The sequence below is a fragment of the Corallococcus sp. AB030 genome (assembly GCF_003668965.1).
In the GTDB taxonomy this organism is placed as follows: Bacteria; Myxococcota; Myxococcia; order Myxococcales; family Myxococcaceae; genus Corallococcus; species Corallococcus exiguus.
In genome coordinates this window covers 1-18,155 of the sequence record NZ_RAWQ01000135.1, presented here as the reverse complement: position 1 = coordinate 18,155, position 18,155 = coordinate 1, and the positions used below count along the sequence as shown (strand labels likewise).

Sequence of the window (18,155 nt, the reverse complement as noted above, 5' to 3'; positions counted from 1 at the left end):
CGCTTCTCAGGGCCGGACACTCCGTCGGACGGTGGGGCGAGGGAAAGCCCTCGCGGTACCGGACCGGGCCCGCTGAAGCGCGTCAGCGAGTTGCCTCCGGAGACCGTCCTGTCCCCCGGACGTTCGACTCCACGGGGCAGGACGGACAGGGCCGGCGCGGATTCGCTCGCGCCAGGCGTTTCAGAGGGAAGAAGCGGTGACTCTCGAAGCAGTGCGGATGCGAGCATGGCGCCGGGGACTGCAAGGTCCCGGCCGTCGCGCCATGCCCCTGTGCCGCTACGGCGCGCTCAGCGACAGCAGCTTGCCGGTGGGGACCGTGCGGTGGTCCTTGATGTGGTTCCACTTCATGATGTCCTCGACGGACACGTTGTAGCGCTGCGACACCGACCAGAGCGTCTCGCCCTCGGCCAGCGTGTGCACCTTGCCCTTGGGGCCCACGGGCGCCTGGCTCGCCACGGCGGTGGCCACCACGATGGTGCCGCCGCGCTCCTCCACCTTCGCCGGCGCCGCGCCCTTGGACTCCGGCGGCCACACCGCGAGCAGCGTGCCCAGTGACAGCGTGCGGTTGCGCTTGGGCAGGTTGTTCCACTTCTTCAGGTCGTCCACCGACACCTGGAAGCGGTTGGCGATGAGCCACAGGCTGTCGCCCTCCTGCACGCCGTACGTCACGCGCGTCTTGCCATCCACCTTCTCCGTCTTCACCGGACCCGCCGCCACGGGGCCGCGGGGCGTGCCCGCCGGAACCTCGTCCTCCGGCCGCGTCGCCACCACGCCGCTGCGCCGCGCCTGCGCCACCTTCGACGCCAGCGCGCCGCTGATGCCCGCGTCACCGCTGCCACCCCGGCCGCTCGCCGGCACCGGAATCACCAGCTCCGAGCGCACCTTCAGCACCCGCGCGGTCTTCAGCCGGTTCATCTGGAGGATGGCCTCCGGCGCCGTGCCGTACTTCTGGGCAATCTGCGACAGCGTGTCGCCCTTCTTCACCGTGTGCACCCGGAACGTCAGCCGGTCCGCTGGCGACAGCTTCTTGAAGTTCTCCGCGAAGAGCGTCGTGGTGCCGCGCGGCAGCTTCAGGGTGTAGGGCTTCGAGGCCGTCGCCGGAGGCGTGCACCAGCGCTTGAGCTCCGGGTTCAGCTCCTGCACGTCCGCCACGCTCACCCCGGCCGAGCGCGCCACCACGTCCAGGTCGGTCGCGTCCGTGAGCTTCACCTCGTCGTATTCCAGCGTGGACTCGTACTGGAACTCCTCCTCGGAGAAGCCGAACGCGGTGGGGTTCTTCGCCACCAGCGCCGCGGCGATGAGCTTGGGCACGTAGTGCTTCGTCTCCTTCGCCAGCCCGGGCTCCTCCGCCAGCACCCAGAAGTCGTTCGTCCCGTAGCGCGTCACCATCTTGCGCACCCGGTACGAGCCCGTGTTGTAGCCCGCCCACGCCAGGTACCAGTGGCCCAGCTCGCCGTAGAGGTCCTTCAGGTACGCCGCCGCCGCGTGCGTGGCCTTGATGGGGTCACGCCGCTCGTCCACCCAGAAGTCCTGCTTGAGTCCGTACTGCTTGCCCGTGCTGGAGATGAACTGCCACGGCCCGGCCGCGTGCGCCCACGAGTACGCGTTCGCGGAGAAGCCGCTCTCGATCATCGCCAGGTACACCGTGTCCCGGGGCAGGCCCTTCGACTCCAGGATGGGCTGCATCACCGGCAGGTAGCGCGTGGAGCGCGCCATCCACTTGCGGAACCACTTGCGGCCGGGGCCCTGGAAGAACTGGATGTACTCGGCCACCCGCGGCTGCATGTCGACCGGGATGTCGTAGCGGTCCTTCACCTGCGAAATATCGAAGCTCGCCAGGTCGGTGATGCGCGCCAGCGGCGGGGCGGTGTCGTCCTCGCGGAAGGTAGGCTCCTCCAGCGCGTCCAACATTCGCAGCCGCAACGGGTTCGTCAGGCCCAGCCGGCGCAGCGACTGCATCATCTCCGCGTTCGGCTTCGACTCCGGGTCCAACGTCGCGCCTTCCAACGCGCGCAGCTCCTCCAACTCGGCGGACTCGTTCTCCACCTCCTCCGTCTCCTCGCCTTCCTCCATGGGAGCAGGGGGCGTGGCCAGGCTGCCGTCCGCCGTCAGCGAGGGGGCCTGCGAGGGGGGCACCGCACGCACGCCGGGCGGCGGCACCGGTGACGGCGCCACGCCCTGCGAGGAGGGAACCGAGGCCAGGGCAAGCAGGAGCAGAGAAAGCGGCATGGGAACGCCAGGCGAGGTCGCCCAGAAGCAGGCGAAGCCCGCAGTATTCGCCAGCTTTCTTGACAGTCAAACAACAAGTCGCCCGGTACGCCCTCGGGAAGCACCCACCGTAGGGGCGAGCGACCCTATTTCGCCGGTGGCTCGCCTGCCTGCCCGCTCTTTCCCGTTCCGCCATGGCCGGGGCCGAGGATGCGAGGCAGGTACGTGGCGAAGTCGAAGTGCGGCGAGTTCTCCGTGTTGTGGCAGGTGACGCACACGGCCTGTCCCGGCTTGCCCACGATGGTCGCGGGGCTCGGCGAGTCCACGTGCTTGGAGCCCGGACCGTGGCAGCTCTCGCAGCCCACGTCCTCGCGGCCCGCTACCTTGTCCAGACGGCACACGCCGCCGGGCTTCTGCCAGCCGGTGACGTGACAGCCCACGCAGTTGAGGTGGTGCTGCTTGCCCACCTCCTCCAGCGTCTCCCATGCGTGGTGGTGCTTCGTGCGCTCCCACACTCCGGTCGCGTCCGGGTGGCAGTCCGCGCACACCGCGCTGCCGACGAAGCCCGCTTGGCCCTTCTCTGGAAGCGGGCAGTCCTGGCCGTGCGCCTTCGCCCACGCGAGGTTCAGCTGGCCCACGTCCGAGTCGTACGCCTTCACCAGCGCCTGCGTGTCCGGCGCGCTGGGCAGGTTCGACTCCAGCGGCAGGAAGCGCAGCGCGAAGCCGTTGACGTCCGCGGCCGGCGCGGGCGGCGCGGTGAGGAAGCCCTGCTTGCGCGCCGCGAGTTCGTCGCGCTTGCCCTGCTTCAGCGCCTTCAACTTCGGGTCGATGCCGGGCAGGGCTATTTCCTTATCCAGGAGCGCGATGCGCTGCTCCAGCGCCGTCACTTCCCGCTCCACGTCCCCCTGCGAACGCTGCGGCGTGAAGGGACCCTTCGCCGGCGCGTACGTCAGGTCCACGCGCAAGAGCGAGCGCCCCTTGCTCTGCACCGCCACCACCGGCACGTCGGAGCGCACCAGCCGGTTCTCCTCCGCGGAGAACTCACTGGCGCTGTGCGTGGCGACCACCAGGTTCGCGGCGAGGCCCGGCAACGCGGCGGCGGCCTGCGCGGCCTCCAGCGGCTGGTCCAACAGGCCCACCACGAAGTCAGCGCCCTGCTCGCGCGCCTGCTGGCTCGCCTTCACCAGCGCTTCGCCGGAAGCCGCCGCCACCACGCCCACCTTGCGCGTCCCGGCGTCCAGCACCTTCACGCCGCCCGCCGGAATCTCCGGCAGCCCCAGGCCCTGACGGAAGGCCGCGCCTCGCGTCTCGTCCAGCTCGCCCGTGGCGCGCGCGGCGATGCCCATGGTGCGGAACGCGTCCGCGAGCGCCTTCGCCTTGCGCTCCTCCTGCGGCACCTGATCCGCCTTGAGGTGCGTCTCCCCGAAGAGGCTGTTGCCGCCGTCGATGTACAGCACCGGCTGGCCGCCCTGACGCGCCTGCTGCACCTGGAACGCCGCCCGGCCGATGCCTCCGCGCATGTTCTCGCTGCAGCCGCACGGGCCCAGGTATCCACGCGTGTCCGCGGAGATGAACAGCACGGCGCCCGGAGGCGCGGCGGGAGTAGGGGAGGAGGCTTGCTGCTGCCCGGGAGCACTGCCCGCGCCGCTCTCCGGGGCGCGCGGCTCCTGGCGTCTGCATCCGGTGAGAAGCGCGCTGACGAGCACCGCGAGGACGGCCGCGCGCATCGTCATCACCAGAGGATGCTCTGCACCAGTTCGTCGATCTTCTCGCCCATCGCCTCCAGGCCATTCACCTTGGAGAGCGAGCCATCCGCGCCCACCTGCTCGGCCAGCTTCGACAGCTCGTCGTCCGGCAGGCTGGAGAACAACACGATGGGGATGTCCTGCGTGTTGTACTCGTTCTTCAGCGTGCGGCAGATGTCCGTGCCCTTCGCTTCGGGCATGTGGATGTCCGTGAGGATGAGATCCGGCCGCCAGCTCTGAAGCGTTTTCTCAAACTCCATGAGCGTGGAGGTGGCCACGACCTCATAGCCCCGTGCCTCCAGGACGGCCTTCTCCATGGCGAGGGTGATCTCGCTGTCGTCAATGAGGAGGATTCTTCGCTTCTCTTCGGACACGGCGACCTTCCTTGGGGGTCGGTTCTAGCCCACCACCCAGCGGCGCACCAATGCTTTCCCGTGTTGCGTTCCAGCACGGGTTTTCTGTCCCCGGCCCCGGGCTTCCCAGCGGCCGGGCGGGCTCGGAAACACCCACCGTCTTTCCCGGACAACCGACCGCACACGGAGTATGGAGGCGCCCATGAAGCGCCATGCCTCCCGGGTCCTGGTGGCCCTCCTTCTCCTGGGGTGCGTCCTCGGGGGCCTCCCCGTCCTGGCCCTCAACAACGGCCTGGGGCAGGTCCCCCAGGACCTGGACCGCACGTCGCCGCGCGCCACGGCGCAGGGCTTCCTGGACGCGGTGCATCGCGGGGAGTACGCCCGCGCCGCCCACTACCTGTACCTGGACCATCTTCCGGCGGCCGAGCAGCCCGCGCAGGGCGCCCAACTGGCGCGGAAGCTGAAGTTCGTCCTGGACCGCGAGCTGTCGGTGGACACGTCCGCCCTGCCGAAGACGCCGGAGGGCGAGCCCCCCAACTCACGCTTCGCGTCGCTGGGGGCCATCCCGCTCAAGGGCGAGAGCGTGCCCATCCGGCTGCAGCGCTTCACCGTGGATGGCACGCCCATCTGGGTGGTGGCGGAGTCCACCGTGAAGATGGTGGACCCGCTCTTCGAGGAATACGGCCCGCTGCTCACCGAAACGCTCCCGGCCTTCTTCTTCGAGCGCACGGTGCTGGGGCTGGAGCCGTGGCAGTGGCTGGGGCTCGTGGTGACGCTCCTGAGCGCGTGGATCCTCTCCTATCTCCTGGAGAAGCTCCTGCTGGCCGCCGCGCTGCGGGTGGCGCGCTGGACGCGCATCTCCTGGGACGACCAGATTGTCAGCGCGGGCCGGGGGCCTCTGCGGCTGCCTTTCTTCGCCATCCTCCTGGCGCTGGGCACCTCGTTCCTGCTCCTGCCTCCCAAGCTGAAGCTGCTGAGCGACCGGGTGGCCTACTCGCTCACCATTGTCGCGGTGGCGTGGTTCATCCTGCGCTTCCTCCGCGTGTCGGAGGCCTACGTCCAGAGCCGCGTCACCTCCGAGTCCAGCGTCCACCCCCGCGCGCGCTCGCTGCGCACGCAGCTGGCCGTGCTGCGCGCCGTCTTCGAGGTGGCCACCTACGTCATCGCCGCCGCGCTGCTGCTCATGCAGTTCGAGGTGGTGCGCAACGTGGGCGTGTCGCTGCTGGCCTCCGCCGGTATCGCCGGCCTCGCCATCGGTCTCGCCGCGCAGAAGTCGCTGTCCTCGCTGCTCGCCGGCATCCAGCTGTCCATCACCCAGCCCGTCAGCATTGGCGACAACGTGCTGGTGGAGGGCGAGTTCGGCACGGTGGAGGAAATCACCCTCACGTACGTCGTGCTGCGCATCTGGGACCAGCGGCGCATGGTCATCCCCATCAACCAGTTCCTGGACAAGCCGTTCCAGAACTGGAGCAAGGGGAGCCCGGAGATCATGGGCACCGTCATCCTCCAGGTGGACTACATGGCGGACATCGACGCGCTGCGCGCGGAGCTGGACCGCATCCTCGCCAACGAGGGCAAGGCCCTGTGGGATGGCCGGGTGAAGACGCTGGTCGTCTTCGACGTGATGGACAAGACCCTCACCGTGCGCGCCCTGGTGAGCGCGGCCAACTCCAGCAAGCTGGGCGACCTGCGCTTCCTCGTGCGCGAGCGGCTGGTCGTCTTCCTGCGCTCGAAGCCCCACTGGCTGCCCATGGTGCGCAGCGAATCCCGCCCCGCGCAGCCCCCGCCCTCCCGGGATGACCAGGAGGAGGCCACCCAGGGCGCTCCGGAGCCCCGGTCCTGAAGAAGAGCGCCTGTGAGAGCCCCAGGGAAAACGGGCACTTGCACGGACGCTCGCCGCGCGATGAATATGTCGGCCCACGCGGCGTAAGACGCCCGTAAGAGCATTCGCACCCAAGCTGGGGAGTCCAACAGATGAAGCGTCCTGTCACCTTGTGCGGAGCCCTGGCGCTCCTGGCCGTCGCCGCGCCGCTCACCGCGAGCGCCCAGGAGCGGGGCCGCACCGACGGGCCTGAAGAGTCGGAGTACGGCACGGGAGGCTACGGCGACAACCGCCGGGGCGTGTCGCTCCAGTTCGACTGGGGCGCGGCCATCAACTCCGGTGAGAACCCCCCGGGCGCGCCGGAAGGTCCGCCGCTGTTCGTGGGCGCCACCGTGTCCCTCTGGGGCGATGACTGGTACCGCCTGGACGTCAGCGGCGGCTACGTCTTCGACGGCGGGCGCTTCATCGGCAACGTGGGCCCCACCTTCCGCAGCTGGGGCTGGCCGGTGTCCTTCACCCTCGGCCTCAAGGCGGGCGCCATCGTCATCCCGGAGGGCGAGGGCCTGCGCTTCGCCATCTCGCCGCAGGTGGGCGCGGAGATCTTCCTGGACCGCCGCGACCGCGTGCTCATGGGACTGCACTACTCGCCGGACATCCCCATCGGGGGAGGAGGAGTCACGAACCGGTTGTTCATGAACGTCGGATACCGGTTCTGACGGAAACGCCATGATCGCTCAACTGCTCGCCGCCGCTGTCGCGTTGACCACGGCCCAGGCGCCTCGCGCCGCCTCGCCGTCCGTGGCACTGCCGTTCCCGTCGGGGGACGTGCAGACCTACAACATCATCCAGTGGGACCCGAACCAGCTGCCGCGCATCTATGAGCGGTCGGACCAGCTCCCGCTCACCGACGAGGAGCTGACCAAGCTGTCGCAGGCCGGCTTCGAGCCCGCGCAGCTGGTGAAGATGATTGAAGAGCGCCGCTGCGCCTGCGACGCGAGCGCGGACGGCCTCATCCGCCTGAAGAAGGCGGGCGTGGACAAGGCGGTGCTGGCGGCGGTGTCGCGCCACGGCCTGGCGCCCAACCGGCAGCTGGACATCCTGGTGACGCTGGACTTCACCGGGGAGAGCCGCACCGCGCGCGAGGCGTTCCTCTACTTCTTCGTGGACGACGGGGACATCACCCGCGTGTTCTCCGCGAACCTCCCGGAGCTGCTGCAGCGCCGCAACAGCCACGAGACCATGGTGGACCGCAGCGACATCATGGTGGCGCGCACCGTGCGCCGCATCCAGCTCGCGGGCCACGTGCCGCTCAAGACGTACGGCGCGCACCGAGTGATGGTGGCCGCCAGCGCCAGCCCCACGCTCACGCACCCCTCTCAGCTCACCCCGCAGGAGCGCGCGAAGGCGCAGACGTACACCTTCGACTATCCGCGCGCGTCCTTGCAGAGCCTCTGCCGCCTGACGGCCGGCTACCGCCGCGACGCGGTGCTTGCCTACAAGTGGAACTTCGAAGGCAGCCGCTTCGAATGCGAATGGAACTAGGAGTCGACCCGACCATGAACACCCGCCGCCTGTTGCTGTCCGCCCTCGTCGCCGTGTCGCTCGCCGGCTGTGGAGGCTCCCGCGCCTTCACGCGCGGCACCTACGAGGACCCCAACACCATCGAGATGCTGGGCGACCGCTTCAACGAGAACGACCTGCAGCTCATCGCGAAGAAGATGGCCGAGTCGCTCGCCAACGCCCCGCGCTTCGCTCAAGCCCCGCCGCAGGGCGCGGCCCTGCCCATCGTCCTCGTGGGCAAGCTGCGCAACAGCACCAGTGAGCACATCGACATGCGCTCGCTGGGGGACAAGATTCAAACGGCGCTCGCGCAGACGGGCCGCTTCGCGCTGGTGGACCAGCAGGCTCGCCAGGACATCGCGGAGGAGTACGAGTACCAGCAGTCCGGCTACGTGAACCCGAACGCCGCCAAGGCCCCGGGCCAGCAGGCGTCGGTGGACTTCCTGATGACGGGCGACCTCGCCTCCATCATCCAGGAGGTCGGCCGCGACAAGCTCGTCTATTACAAGATGACGGCGAAGCTGAACGACGTGCGCACCGGCACCATCGCGTGGACGGACGAGAAGCAGATCCGCAAGAAGTTCGAGAAGCAGGGCGTGAGCTGGTAGCCGTCCGCCGTGGCCAACCTCCCCGACATCGCATCCCAGGCCCCGCGCGTCCCCGCCGCTTCCCCGGCGGGGGGGCGTTGGGGCCTGTTGTTCATCGTGGCCATGAGCGCCCTGAGCGTCCTGGGCACGGGCTGCGCCAGCGACTACGTGGCGCGCACGGCCTCCGCGCGCTCCGCGTACCAGTCCTCCGACTATCAGCGCGCCCTGAGTGAGCTGGACGGCGAGCAGAAGGAGGCCCCCGAGCGCGACCAGCTCCTGTTGCTGTTGGACAAGGGCATGGTGCTGCACGCGGCCGGGCAGTGGGAGGAGAGCACGAAGGTGCTGGCCCAGGCGGATGACCTCATGTCGCAGCTGGACATCACCTCCGTGAGCGAAGAGGCCGGGGTGCTGCTCAGCAATGAGCGGCGCCGCGCCTACCGCGGGGAGGACTTCGAGAAGCTGATGATCTCCGTCCTCCAGGCGCTCAACTACGCGGAGCTGAACCGCGACGAGGACGCGCTCGTGGAGGTCCGCCGGGTCAACGAGCGCATCGAGAAGATGATCACCGAGGAGAAGAAGCCGTACGAGCAGCTCGCCATCGCGCGCTACCTGGGCGGCGTGCTGTACGAGGACCAGCGCGAATGGGACTCGGCCTTCATCGACTACATGAAGGCGTATGAGCTGGAGCCCCGGCTGGGCGGGCTGGTGGAGCCCCTGTTGCGGCTGGCGAAGAAGACGGGCCGTGACGACGCCTACGAGACGCTCTCCAAGAAGTTCCCGAACGTGGCGCACGGCGCGGTGGGCCCCGGTGAAGGGCAGCTCGTCGTGGTGGTGGAGGCGGGCCTGTCGCCGCAGAAGGAGCGGGCATCGCGCGACTACGGCGACTCCGGGGACCTGATTGAAGTGCCCGTGTACCGGGACCGCGGCGGCACACCGCCGGTGCGCGTGTCGGTGGAGAACCAGGCGGAGCAGGCGGTGACGGTGACGTCGCTGTCGCGCGTGGCCCAGGTGCACCTGAACGACCGCATTGGCCGCATGCTGGCGAAGCAGCTCGCGGGCGCGGTGGCGAAGGCGGGCGTGGCCGCGGGTGTGGGCGCGCTCACGAAGAGCAAGGAGCTGGGCGTGCTCACCTTCCTGGTCCTCAACGCGGGCAACCAGGCGGACCTGCGCTCCTGGCTTTCACTGCCGGCGGAGTTCCAGGTGGCGCGCTTCCGGCTTCCTCCGGGAAAGCACACCGTCCAGGTGGATGCACCGGGCCGGCCCACCACACACCTGGTGGAGGTGAAGCCGGGACGGGTGGAGGTGCTGGTGGTGCGAAGCTACTGACTGCGTCGTTTTGGGAGTAGGGTGCGCGCCCCATGTCGCCGGTCGTAGCCGAAGTCCTCCTGTACTCCTTCATCGTCGTGGCGAGCGCGCTGGCCGGGGCGGGCGTGGTCATCTTCAATGACCGCTCCACGCGGCTCGTGACGTTCCTGGCCTTCGCGGCGGGCGTGATGTTCGGCGCGGCCTTCTTCCACATGCTCCCGGAGGCATACGAGGGCGGCGGCTGGTGGGCCTTCGCGCTCGTGCCCATGGGCTTCCTTTTCGTGCTGGTGCTGGAGCGCTACCTCGTGGCCCACGCCTGCGAGGAGCCGCCAGACTGCGCGGAGCACGTGCACGGCCACGCGCTGGGCCTCAGTGCGTTCCTGGGCCTGTCCACGCACACGCTCTTCGACGGCATCGCGCTGGGCTCCTCGGTGAAGGAGGGCGTGGGCGCCATGGCGCTGCTGGCCATCACCGCGCACAAGATTCCCTCGTCGCTGTCGCTCGCGTCCATCCTCCAGGCGGAGGGCAAGAAGCGCGGCACCATCCTGGCGTACACCGCGCTGTATGGCCTGATGGTGCCGGTGGGCGCGGTGCTCTACTTCGGCTTCGACGCGGTGCTGAGCTTCCAGTCGCTGGCGCCCAAGGCCCTGGCCTTCTCCGCCGGCACCTTCCTCTACATCGCCGTGTCGGACCTGCTGCCGCACGTGAACAAGCACGGCAGGGACAAGCCCGGGCGCAACCTGGTGGCATTGGCAGCCGGGTTGCTGGTGATGTTCGTGCTCGCGCGCGTCCTGGGACACACGGAGCACTGACGGCACCATGGAACGACGCAAGGACTGGTACGAGCACCCGGAGTACTACGAGGCCATCTTCGGCACGGACACCGTGCGCGAGGCGGACTTCCTCCAGGAGTTGAGCCGGCGCTTCGGCACGGGAGGCAACCAGTGGCTGGAGCCCGCGTGCGGCGCGGGCCGGCTGGTGGAGGAGGCCGCGAGCCGGGGCCTGAAGGTCGCGGGCTATGACTTGTCGGAGGCCATGCTCGCGCACGCGCGCAAGCGCCTGTCCCCCACGGAGCGCCGCCGCGTGAAGCTGTCCCAGGCGCGCATGGAGGACTTCTTCGACCCGGCGCTGGAAGGGCGCGTGGACCTGGCCCACACGCTGGTCTCCACCTTCCGCTACCTGGACAGCGAGAAGGCCGCGGTGGAGCACCTCACCGGCACCCGCCGCCTGCTCAAGCCGGACGGCATCTACGTGCTGGGCTTCCACCTCACGGACTACGCGCGCTCCGGCCCTGAGCACGAGCGCTGGGTGGGGCAGGTGGGCGCGGACAAGGTCGTGTGCAACACGCACGAGGGCCTGCCGGAGCAGCGCCTGCGCCGCTCGCCCATGCGCAACCGCCTGCGCGTCACCGGCCCGGACAAGGACTGGCTCATCGAGACGACGTGGTTCTTCCGCACGTACGACGAGGCCCAGGTGAAGCGCCTGTTCCGCAAGTCCGGCCTGCGCGTCGCGGCCACATTCGACTTCGACTACGACCTGGACTCGCCCGTGGGCCGCGGCAGCCCGCGCCTGGACCGCGCCTTCGTGCTGAAGCGGGACACGTCCTCCAAGGCCTGACTGGTATGGAATGACCCGGCTGCCCGCCCGTTCAGAAGGCGCGGTCCGTCAGGCATTGGGGCTCAAACGTCAGGGTTTGCGTCCTGTCCGGACGCGCTCGCGTTCCAGCGGGACGCAGGGTGAGTGGGATGTTCATCGTGACCCCGCGAAATCATTGGACTCACCCTGTTGGCACGGCATCCGCAATGCGTCCCGCCCATACGCCGGCAACGGCGTGTACCGCATCCAGATGCACCCGGAGCGCGGAAGGAGGGGCCGCTCCTTCCGCGCTCTCCATCTGAATCCGCACCTCCCCGTCATCTCCGATAGAGTCCGCGTCTGCTTTTTGGACGGCTTCGCCGGTCGGCGGTGGCGCGGCTTCCGCACGGGAGGCGATGGGGATGCAAGACGAGTTGGCGCAGCTCATGGCTGCGCTCAGGGATTCCAGGGACTTTGAAACGGCGGCGGCGGCGACGTTGCGCCGGATGCTGGCCGTGGCGGACGCCGCGGTGGCGGCCAGCCGCTACGCGGGCCGGGCCCGGGTCCTGCGCGGCATCGTTCACCTGCGTCCTGGCGAAGCGTACCGCCGGCTGGCGGCGCTGGACGTAGGCGCGCGCGAAGTGACGGACGCGGGCGTCGAGATGCCCTTCTTCACCTCCGCCACGGCCTGGCGCGCGGTGGTGGAGCACCGGTGCGCGGTGTCCATCGACGTGAACATCGGCACGGTGCAGCCGCACGCGCCGGATGCTCCGGTGACGGGCGACCCGGGCCTCGCGGGCTTCCACAGCAACGAGAGCAAGCAGCGCTTCCTGGGGCGCCACGCGACGCACGTGTGCGTGCTGCCCCTGCGCACGCCCGCGGGCATGGAGGGCATGATTTCGCTAGAGGCGGACTGCCTGGCCGCCATGGGGCAGGAGTTCGTCTGGCGCGACGCCGGAGACCTGCTCCAGCTGCTCACGGACATCGCCGCGCCGTACCTCACCGCGCTGCCGCAGCGGCCGGTGGCCACGCCGGAGGTGGACGAGTTCCTCCCCGTGGTGGGCCGCTCCATGGCGGAGCTCCTGCCCATCCTCCGGACCTTCGCGCTCCAGGACGAGACCATCCTCGTGAGCGGGGCCACGGGTGCGGGCAAGTCGCGCCTGGCGCGCTGGTGCCATGAGCGCTCCGGCCGCCGGGGCAAGCCCTTCGAGACGCTGGACCTGGTGACGGTGCCGGAGGACCTCCAGATGGCGGAGCTCTTCGGCTGGAAGAAGGGCGCCTTCACCGGCGCGGTGCGCGACGCGCCGGGCGTGGTGGCCCGTTCGGACGGCGGCACGCTGTTCATCGACGAAATCGACAAGCTGTCGCTGAAGGCGCAGGCGGGCCTGCTGCACCTGCTGGAGTCGCGCAGCTACCGGCCGCTGGGCGAGGGCACCGGCGAGAAGCTCGCGGACGTGCGCTTCATCATCGGCACCAACGCGGACCTGCACGCGCAGGTGCGCGCCGGCCGCTTCCGCGAGGACCTGTACTACCGCGTGAACGTGCTGCCGGTGCGCATGCCGCCCCTGCAGGACCGCCAGGACGAGATTCCCCTCTGGGCGCGGTACATGGTGAACCGCCGTCACCGCGAGCGGATGCCGGAGGGTTCCGCGCGGCTGGCGCAGGAGGCGGAGGTGCTGCTGACCACCAGCTCGTGGCCGGGCAACCTGCGGCAGCTCGACAACATCGTGCGGCGTGCGTACACGCTGGCGATGGTGGAGCACGCGGCCGGCACGGGCGACCTGGTGCTCCACGAGAAGCACGTGGCGCGCGCGCTGGACTACGAGCAGTCCCCCAGCAGCGGCCGTCCGCTGCCGGAAGCCCTGCGGGCCGCGGCGCAGGCCTTCGTCGGTGAGGCGCGCAGGCGCAGCACGCCGCTGGACCTGGACTACGCGGACGGCTTCCGCGGGCTGGTGCTGGGCACGGCCATCCGCCAGATGGGCCGCGACGAGGCCTTCCGGATGCTGGGCCGCGAAAGCCTGGTGAAGAACCGCAACCACCACAAGGCGCTCAAGCGCGAGTTGGAGAAGGTGGACGGCCTCTACAAGGCGCTGGGCGAGGGGGGCTCCCCGTTCTCCGACCTGCTGGAGAACGAGGACGCGGACTGACGCCAGGGGCGCGCCTTCAGTGGATGGCGCTGCCCAGCGGTTGGTAGTTCTCGTCGCGCAGGCCCACGAGCACGCTGGTGCCGTTGTCCGTCACCCGCAGCTCGCCGTAGCGCGCCTTCGCGTAGCGCTCCGCGTGGCCCTCCTGGAAGAAGAAGGCCTCCGCGCCCAGGCGCATCTGCGAGTTGCGGATGCGGAAGCGCAGGCGCACCTCGCCGGGCGCGAGCGAGGTCCCCGCCTGCGTCTCGTAGCGCACGAACTCGCCCACGTCGTGCTCGTCCAGGCGCAGCACCACGTTGCCGTCCTCCTGGGGCTGCTCGCGGCCCTCGCGCCAGCCCTGGTTGATGGCGTAGTCGAGCACCATGTAGTCGCCCTGGATGAGCGAGCGTGGATCCACCGGAGCCAGCCGCAGCAGCACGGGCTGCCCCCGCGCGAGCACGGTCTCCTTCTGCACGACGAGGAAGGCGAGCGCGACGAACACCAGCGCGAGCCCACCGAAGATGACGGCGCCGCGTTTCATCGGGCCTCCGTGAGGACGGCGGGCTGCCGCCGCAGGAAGAACTGCCGCACGCCCAGCAGCACCAGTCCGCTGCCCGTGAGCGCGAGCGCCTTGGCCAGCAGCGTGATGTGCAGGTCGTAGTAGTAGTACGCGCCGAACGTCAGCAGGAACGCCACCGCCAGCCCCAGCATCACGCGGCTGCGGCGGTGGAAGCCGAGCGTCAGCATCTGCACCGCCACCAGCACGCCCGGCGTGTTCAGCGTCATCACCGTGAGCAGCACGAGCGCGCCGGCCGCGGGAATCCAGACGCGCTGCTCCTGGGCCAGCCCCAGCTCGCGCAGCACCTGCCAGCCCGTCCACGCCAGGAGGAGCGCCAGCGCGATGGACAGGTACGCGCTCGGCACGAACCCACTCTCGAAGCGGAAGACGTAGTGGAAGCCCTCCTGCGAGTTCTCGAAGCTGCGGAACAGCAGCCACCCGGGCACGGCGCAAGCGAGCGCGAAGGCGATGGGCCCCACGCGAGCGCCCAGCTTCCCGCGCCGCAGCACCGGTTCGAAGAGCAGGGTGCCGGAGAGCGCGGCGGCGCCCATGAGCATCCACACGTCCACGCCCGAGCCCCCCACTGCATCGAGCGCGAACACGCCCACGGACACGCAGAGGCCCACCGTCGCCAGGAAGTAGAGGATGAGGTCCGGGTACACGGCGAGCAGCGCGACAGACGCCACCGCCCCCGCGAACGCGATGGTGAGGGTGCCCTGGTCCAGCTGCGCCAGCCCCACGAGGAACGCGCCCACGCCCGCCATGCACAGGGCCAGGGCGAGCTGCTCCAGGAAGGGGCCCTGGGCGGTCCGGCGCAGCAGCACCGCCGCCACCGTGATCAGGAGGCCCATGCCGGTGAGCGCCACCTCCTCCTTCCAGAGGCCCACGCAGGCGAAGAAGCTGAGCATGAAGGCGGCGGCCAGCCACGCGCCACCGCCGGCCAGCGCCTTCACGAACCAGGGTGAGGCACCCAGCGTCTTCTGGCGGATCTCCAGGGCGGTGCGGGCTCGCGCGTCCACCCCCGCGTCCACGTGGCCCTCGGTCTTGAGCCCCGCCAGCACGTCTTGAATCGTCGGTCGCAGGGCCATGATCAGGTCTCCTCCGAAACGCCGGTGGCCTGCGACTCGTGGCGCAGCCAGTACACCGCCAGGCCCACCTCGCCGATGATCACCAGGGGCAGGATGAAGAGGGTGAACTCGTCGGCGCGCGTCACCTCCAGGAGGAAGTAGCCCACTGCCGTCGTGACGAGCGTGATGAGGCTCAGCGCGCCCATGGTGAGCAGGAACAGCTCTCCGTGCAGGTGCCGGTGCAGGGCGTAGATGGCGACCAGCGCTCCCAGCACCAGCGGCAGGGACAAGCCGGCCTCGAGCGACCGGTCGTGCCTGCTCACGATGAACAGGATGCCCAGGGTCACCAGCGGCAGCAGCGTCATGATGGACAGCACACGAGGCATCCACCGCCCCTGGAGCCAGGAGACCTTCTGGTTGGCGAAGTGCTCGTAGGTCGCCCAGGCGAACCCGTTGAGCAGCCCCAGCACCAGCGCGAGTCTTGCCTCGTAGGAGCCGAAGCGCGTCATGCGCTGGCCCCAGAAGAGGATGACGCCCGTGTTGACCAGCACGAGCTGGAGCATCCACAGCGGCGTGAAGCGCGCCAGCGCCACCCACGGCAGGATGAGCAGGCCCCAGCCGATGAACAGCTCATACGGATCCGCGCCCGTCTGGTACGTCTGCCCGTACACGGCGAGCAGCGGGCCCACCAGCACCGCGGCCGCGAGCAGCGCGAACTGGCCCGCGGGCCTGTCGCCCAGCCGCCAGGCGCCCACCGCCGCCCCGGCCATGCCCAGGCAGATGAGGCCCAGCTTCGAGAAGCGCCCCAGCTCCGCCCAGTTGAAGGCGAAGAAGTACACCACGCCCGCCAGCACCAGCAGCGAGCCCAGGGCCATCAACGTCGTGGACAGGAACGCACGCCACGCGGGCCGCGACGGCGAGGCGACCGCCAGGTGCAGCGCGCGCCCGTACGCGTCCGGTCTCAGGATTCCGGCGTCCGCCAGCGCGTGCAGCCGCTCCGGCGTCGCCTCAAGGTCGAGGAAGTCTTTCGGCACGGCCGGGGACTGTACTGCCTGTCGTGAGGGCCGGGGAATGTCCCGGCCCTCCGCGCCCGGAAAGGCACCTACGGGGTGACGTCGGTGATCTTGTACGTGAAGGTTTTCGGGACCTCCCACTTCCAGATGCCATCTCCCCGGGCCCCCATGAGCACGAGGAAGTACCGGCCGGTGGTGGGCGCGGTGAAGGTGGCGCCCTTGTCGTCGCTGACCAGCTTCGGCCACCGCTGCGTGTCCTGCGCGTTCACCACCGTGGTCCCGACATGGAAGGGCGGGGTGCCCCACGCGCTGACCGTCAGCAACTGGTAGGCATGGCCCTCCATCAGGTCCACGGCCAGCACGTCCACGTCCGAGCTGTAGTTGAAATGGACGCTCAGCTGGGCGGGGACCGTCACGACGGTGGCCTCGGACGGGATGTCCCCGTGGTCATCCACGCCCACGTCCTGGACGGTGCACGTGTAGGGCACGGAGTGGGCCCCGTAGTCCCCGCTCGCGCGGACGCGCAGGTCGATGGCGCCACCCCCCGTGCTCTTCACGGCCAGGAAGCGGATGCCCAGGCTCTGGAACCACGCCGCGCGGTCCGCGCTCAGGGAGGTCCCCTCCGGGAGGATCAGCTCGAAGGCCGGCGCGACGCTGTCCGTTGGCCCCGTGCACCCCGCCGCCAGGGTGTGGTTGGCGGGAATACCGAGCCGCCATTGGTCCACGTCTTCGGCATGCTCCAGGAACCCGTTGAACGCCCCCTGCTTGTCGGTGACGGGCTGGACGACCGCCTGGTCCCAGGTGTCACCCGCGTCATCCCGGGTCTCCCGGAGCTCGTAGGTGAAGGCACCCGCGGACGGCTCCTCCGAACCGGACTGGATGTCCAGCACCACGTCCCCGGCGGTGGCCTGCTTCCAGAAGAAGGTGAGGTGCTGCACCGTCCCGGAGGACCAGGGCGCCCCGATGGGCTCCATCGTCGCCCCGTCGCGCAGCTGCGCCTTGCAGCCCAGCATGCCGAGGGGCGTGCAGTCGAACCGGTAGAGGCGGTCGGCCCGGAGGGTGAACCGCAGCTGGCCCGGCTCCGTCTTGCTGACGGTCCCTTCGCCCTGGAAGACCTGCGGTTCCTCCGTGGGCGACGCATCCCCGTATTGCTTGCTGCTGCACGCCCCCAGCGCCAACACCCCGCCCAGCAGCGCCACGCGCTTGAAAGACTTCCATTCCCGATTCATGTGGATGCCCCTCTTCCCCCAAAGCGCTCGCGCGGCCCGAGCGGCTGGCGCTCAGTATCGCACGCCAGGCCGCCGCGCTGGCGGGTGATTGTCATTCATTGCCGAGGAAGGCCTTCAGCTCGGGGAGCACGCGCTCGGGATGCTCCAGCTGCGGACTGTGTCCGCAGGCCACGCGCACCACCCGGGCCTGGGGAAGCCCGCGCGCGGCCTCATCCGCCAGTGTGACGGGCAGCGTCTCATCTCGCTCGCCCCAGATGAGCAGCACGGGGACCTTCACTTCGCCCAGCCGCTCGCGGCGGTGGAACAGCGGACCCGTCAGCGGCACCAGCGCGTTGAAGGCCTGCGCGGCTTCGGGCCTCCCGCCGGGCACGCTCAACAGCTCGTAGCCCAGCTGACCCAGCTTCTCTCCCAGCGGCGTGGGAGGTGGCGGCAGCATCCGCGCCATCGCCCAGGGGCCCAGGTTGCGCGCCAGCCGCTCCGGCCCCGCGCGGAAGAACAGGCGCGAGGCGCGAGGCATCTCAGGACCCAGCCCCATCGCGTCCACCAGCACCAGCCGCTCCACCGGCACCGTGCCGCGCAGCGTGAGCTCCAGCGCCACCAGTCCGCCCAGCGAGTGGCCGACCACCGACACCGGCCCCGGCGCCAACATCCCCAGCGCCTCCTCCACGGGCGCCGTGAAGAAGCGCACCGCGTCCTCCGCGGTCTTCACGTGCACGTCCGCCGGGGTGGACTGACCGAAACCGGGCAGGTCCAGGGCCAGCACCCGGTGGTGCCGGGCCAGCACCGTCAGATACGGGAACCAGTGGGTCGCCGCGTTCCCACGTCCATGGAGGAAGACGACCGTGGAGCGGGCGCCCTCCGGAGGCCCTCCTTCGAGGATCCGCACCGCGCCACCCCCGGGTAGCCAGTGCACCTGGGGCACCACGGCCGGGGCCAATTGGGCCAGGAGCCCCGTCTCCACCGGGCCCACGGGAGGCGTGGCGCCCGGGGCCCCGGGGCGGCCGGCGGC

Annotated in this window: 16 protein-coding genes; 8 read left to right on the top strand and 8 right to left on the bottom strand. The window is 70.0% G+C overall.

Features of this window, described 5'->3' with window-relative positions:
- Positions 1-276: 276 nt before the first annotated feature.
- The 3 genes from D7Y15_RS27830 to D7Y15_RS27820 all read right to left on the bottom strand — a co-directional run bounded on the left by D7Y15_RS27830 (position 277) and on the right by D7Y15_RS27820 (position 4,327).
- Positions 277-2,229, bottom strand: coding sequence for a LysM peptidoglycan-binding domain-containing protein (locus D7Y15_RS27830; RefSeq protein ID WP_121754466.1), 1,953 nt, complete (start codon positions 2,227-2,229; stop codon positions 277-279).
- A 125-nt stretch (positions 2,230-2,354) separates the two neighbouring features.
- Positions 2,355-3,935 (bottom strand): cytochrome c family protein, encoded by a 1,581-nt coding sequence (locus D7Y15_RS27825; RefSeq protein WP_121754474.1) that lies wholly within the window; start codon positions 3,933-3,935, stop codon positions 2,355-2,357.
- 5 nt (positions 3,936-3,940) lie between these two features.
- Complete coding sequence (locus D7Y15_RS27820; protein WP_014398957.1) at positions 3,941-4,327, bottom strand: PleD family two-component system response regulator; 387 nt, start codon at positions 4,325-4,327, stop codon at positions 3,941-3,943.
- A 181-nt stretch (positions 4,328-4,508) separates the two neighbouring features.
- Here D7Y15_RS27820 and D7Y15_RS27815 point away from each other — a divergent pair, with 181 nt between their 5' ends.
- The 8 genes from D7Y15_RS27815 to D7Y15_RS27780 all read left to right on the top strand — a co-directional run bounded on the left by D7Y15_RS27815 (position 4,509) and on the right by D7Y15_RS27780 (position 13,302).
- Positions 4,509-6,149: a mechanosensitive ion channel family protein gene (locus tag D7Y15_RS27815; protein WP_121754473.1), complete on the top strand. Its 1,641-nt coding sequence runs from the start codon at positions 4,509-4,511 to the stop codon at positions 6,147-6,149.
- A gap of 131 nt (positions 6,150-6,280) precedes the next feature.
- Positions 6,281-6,844 (top strand): hypothetical protein, encoded by a 564-nt coding sequence (locus D7Y15_RS27810; RefSeq protein ID WP_120578182.1) that lies wholly within the window; start codon positions 6,281-6,283, stop codon positions 6,842-6,844.
- 10 nt (positions 6,845-6,854) lie between these two features.
- Positions 6,855-7,670, top strand: a complete 816-nt coding sequence (locus tag D7Y15_RS27805) for a hypothetical protein (protein ID WP_121754465.1) — start codon at positions 6,855-6,857, stop codon at positions 7,668-7,670.
- Between the two features lie 14 nt (positions 7,671-7,684).
- Positions 7,685-8,296 (top strand): penicillin-binding protein activator LpoB, encoded by a 612-nt coding sequence (gene lpoB, locus D7Y15_RS27800; RefSeq protein ID WP_120578180.1) that lies wholly within the window; start codon positions 7,685-7,687, stop codon positions 8,294-8,296.
- Positions 8,297-8,305: 9 nt separating this feature from the next.
- Positions 8,306-9,601, top strand: a complete 1,296-nt coding sequence (locus tag D7Y15_RS27795) for a COG3014 family protein (protein ID WP_233605111.1) — start codon at positions 8,306-8,308, stop codon at positions 9,599-9,601.
- Between the two features lie 32 nt (positions 9,602-9,633).
- Positions 9,634-10,392 (top strand): ZIP family metal transporter, encoded by a 759-nt coding sequence (locus D7Y15_RS27790; RefSeq protein ID WP_120578179.1) that lies wholly within the window; start codon positions 9,634-9,636, stop codon positions 10,390-10,392.
- Between the two features lie 7 nt (positions 10,393-10,399).
- Positions 10,400-11,197 (top strand): bifunctional 2-polyprenyl-6-hydroxyphenol methylase/3-demethylubiquinol 3-O-methyltransferase UbiG, encoded by a 798-nt coding sequence (locus D7Y15_RS27785; RefSeq protein ID WP_121754464.1) that lies wholly within the window; start codon positions 10,400-10,402, stop codon positions 11,195-11,197.
- Positions 11,198-11,577: 380 nt separating this feature from the next.
- Positions 11,578-13,302 (top strand): sigma-54 dependent transcriptional regulator, encoded by a 1,725-nt coding sequence (locus D7Y15_RS27780; RefSeq protein ID WP_120578177.1) that lies wholly within the window; start codon positions 11,578-11,580, stop codon positions 13,300-13,302.
- Positions 13,303-13,318: 16 nt separating this feature from the next.
- Here D7Y15_RS27780 and D7Y15_RS27775 read toward each other — a convergent pair whose 3' ends face one another.
- The 5 genes from D7Y15_RS27775 to D7Y15_RS27755 form a co-directional block, all read right to left on the bottom strand.
- The gene (locus tag D7Y15_RS27775) at positions 13,319-13,819 is read right to left on the bottom strand and encodes a GDYXXLXY domain-containing protein (RefSeq protein WP_120578176.1); all 501 of its coding nucleotides are present in this window, start codon (positions 13,817-13,819) and stop codon (positions 13,319-13,321) included.
- The gene (locus D7Y15_RS27770) at positions 13,816-14,925 is read right to left on the bottom strand and encodes a DUF4401 domain-containing protein (protein WP_121754463.1); all 1,110 of its coding nucleotides are present in this window, start codon (positions 14,923-14,925) and stop codon (positions 13,816-13,818) included. The genes D7Y15_RS27775 and D7Y15_RS27770 overlap by 4 nt, the downstream gene beginning before the upstream one ends.
- A 2-nt stretch (positions 14,926-14,927) precedes the next feature.
- Positions 14,928-15,938, bottom strand: coding sequence for a DUF2157 domain-containing protein (locus D7Y15_RS27765; protein WP_120596591.1), 1,011 nt, complete (start codon positions 15,936-15,938; stop codon positions 14,928-14,930).
- Between the two features lie 68 nt (positions 15,939-16,006).
- Entirely contained in the window at positions 16,007-17,146 is a 1,140-nt protein-coding gene (locus tag D7Y15_RS27760; RefSeq protein ID WP_121754462.1) for a hypothetical protein, read from the bottom strand.
- Between the two features lie 91 nt (positions 17,147-17,237).
- Complete coding sequence (locus tag D7Y15_RS27755) at positions 17,238-18,116, bottom strand: alpha/beta fold hydrolase (RefSeq protein WP_121754472.1); 879 nt, start codon at positions 18,114-18,116, stop codon at positions 17,238-17,240.
- Positions 18,117-18,155 lie beyond the last annotated feature (39 nt).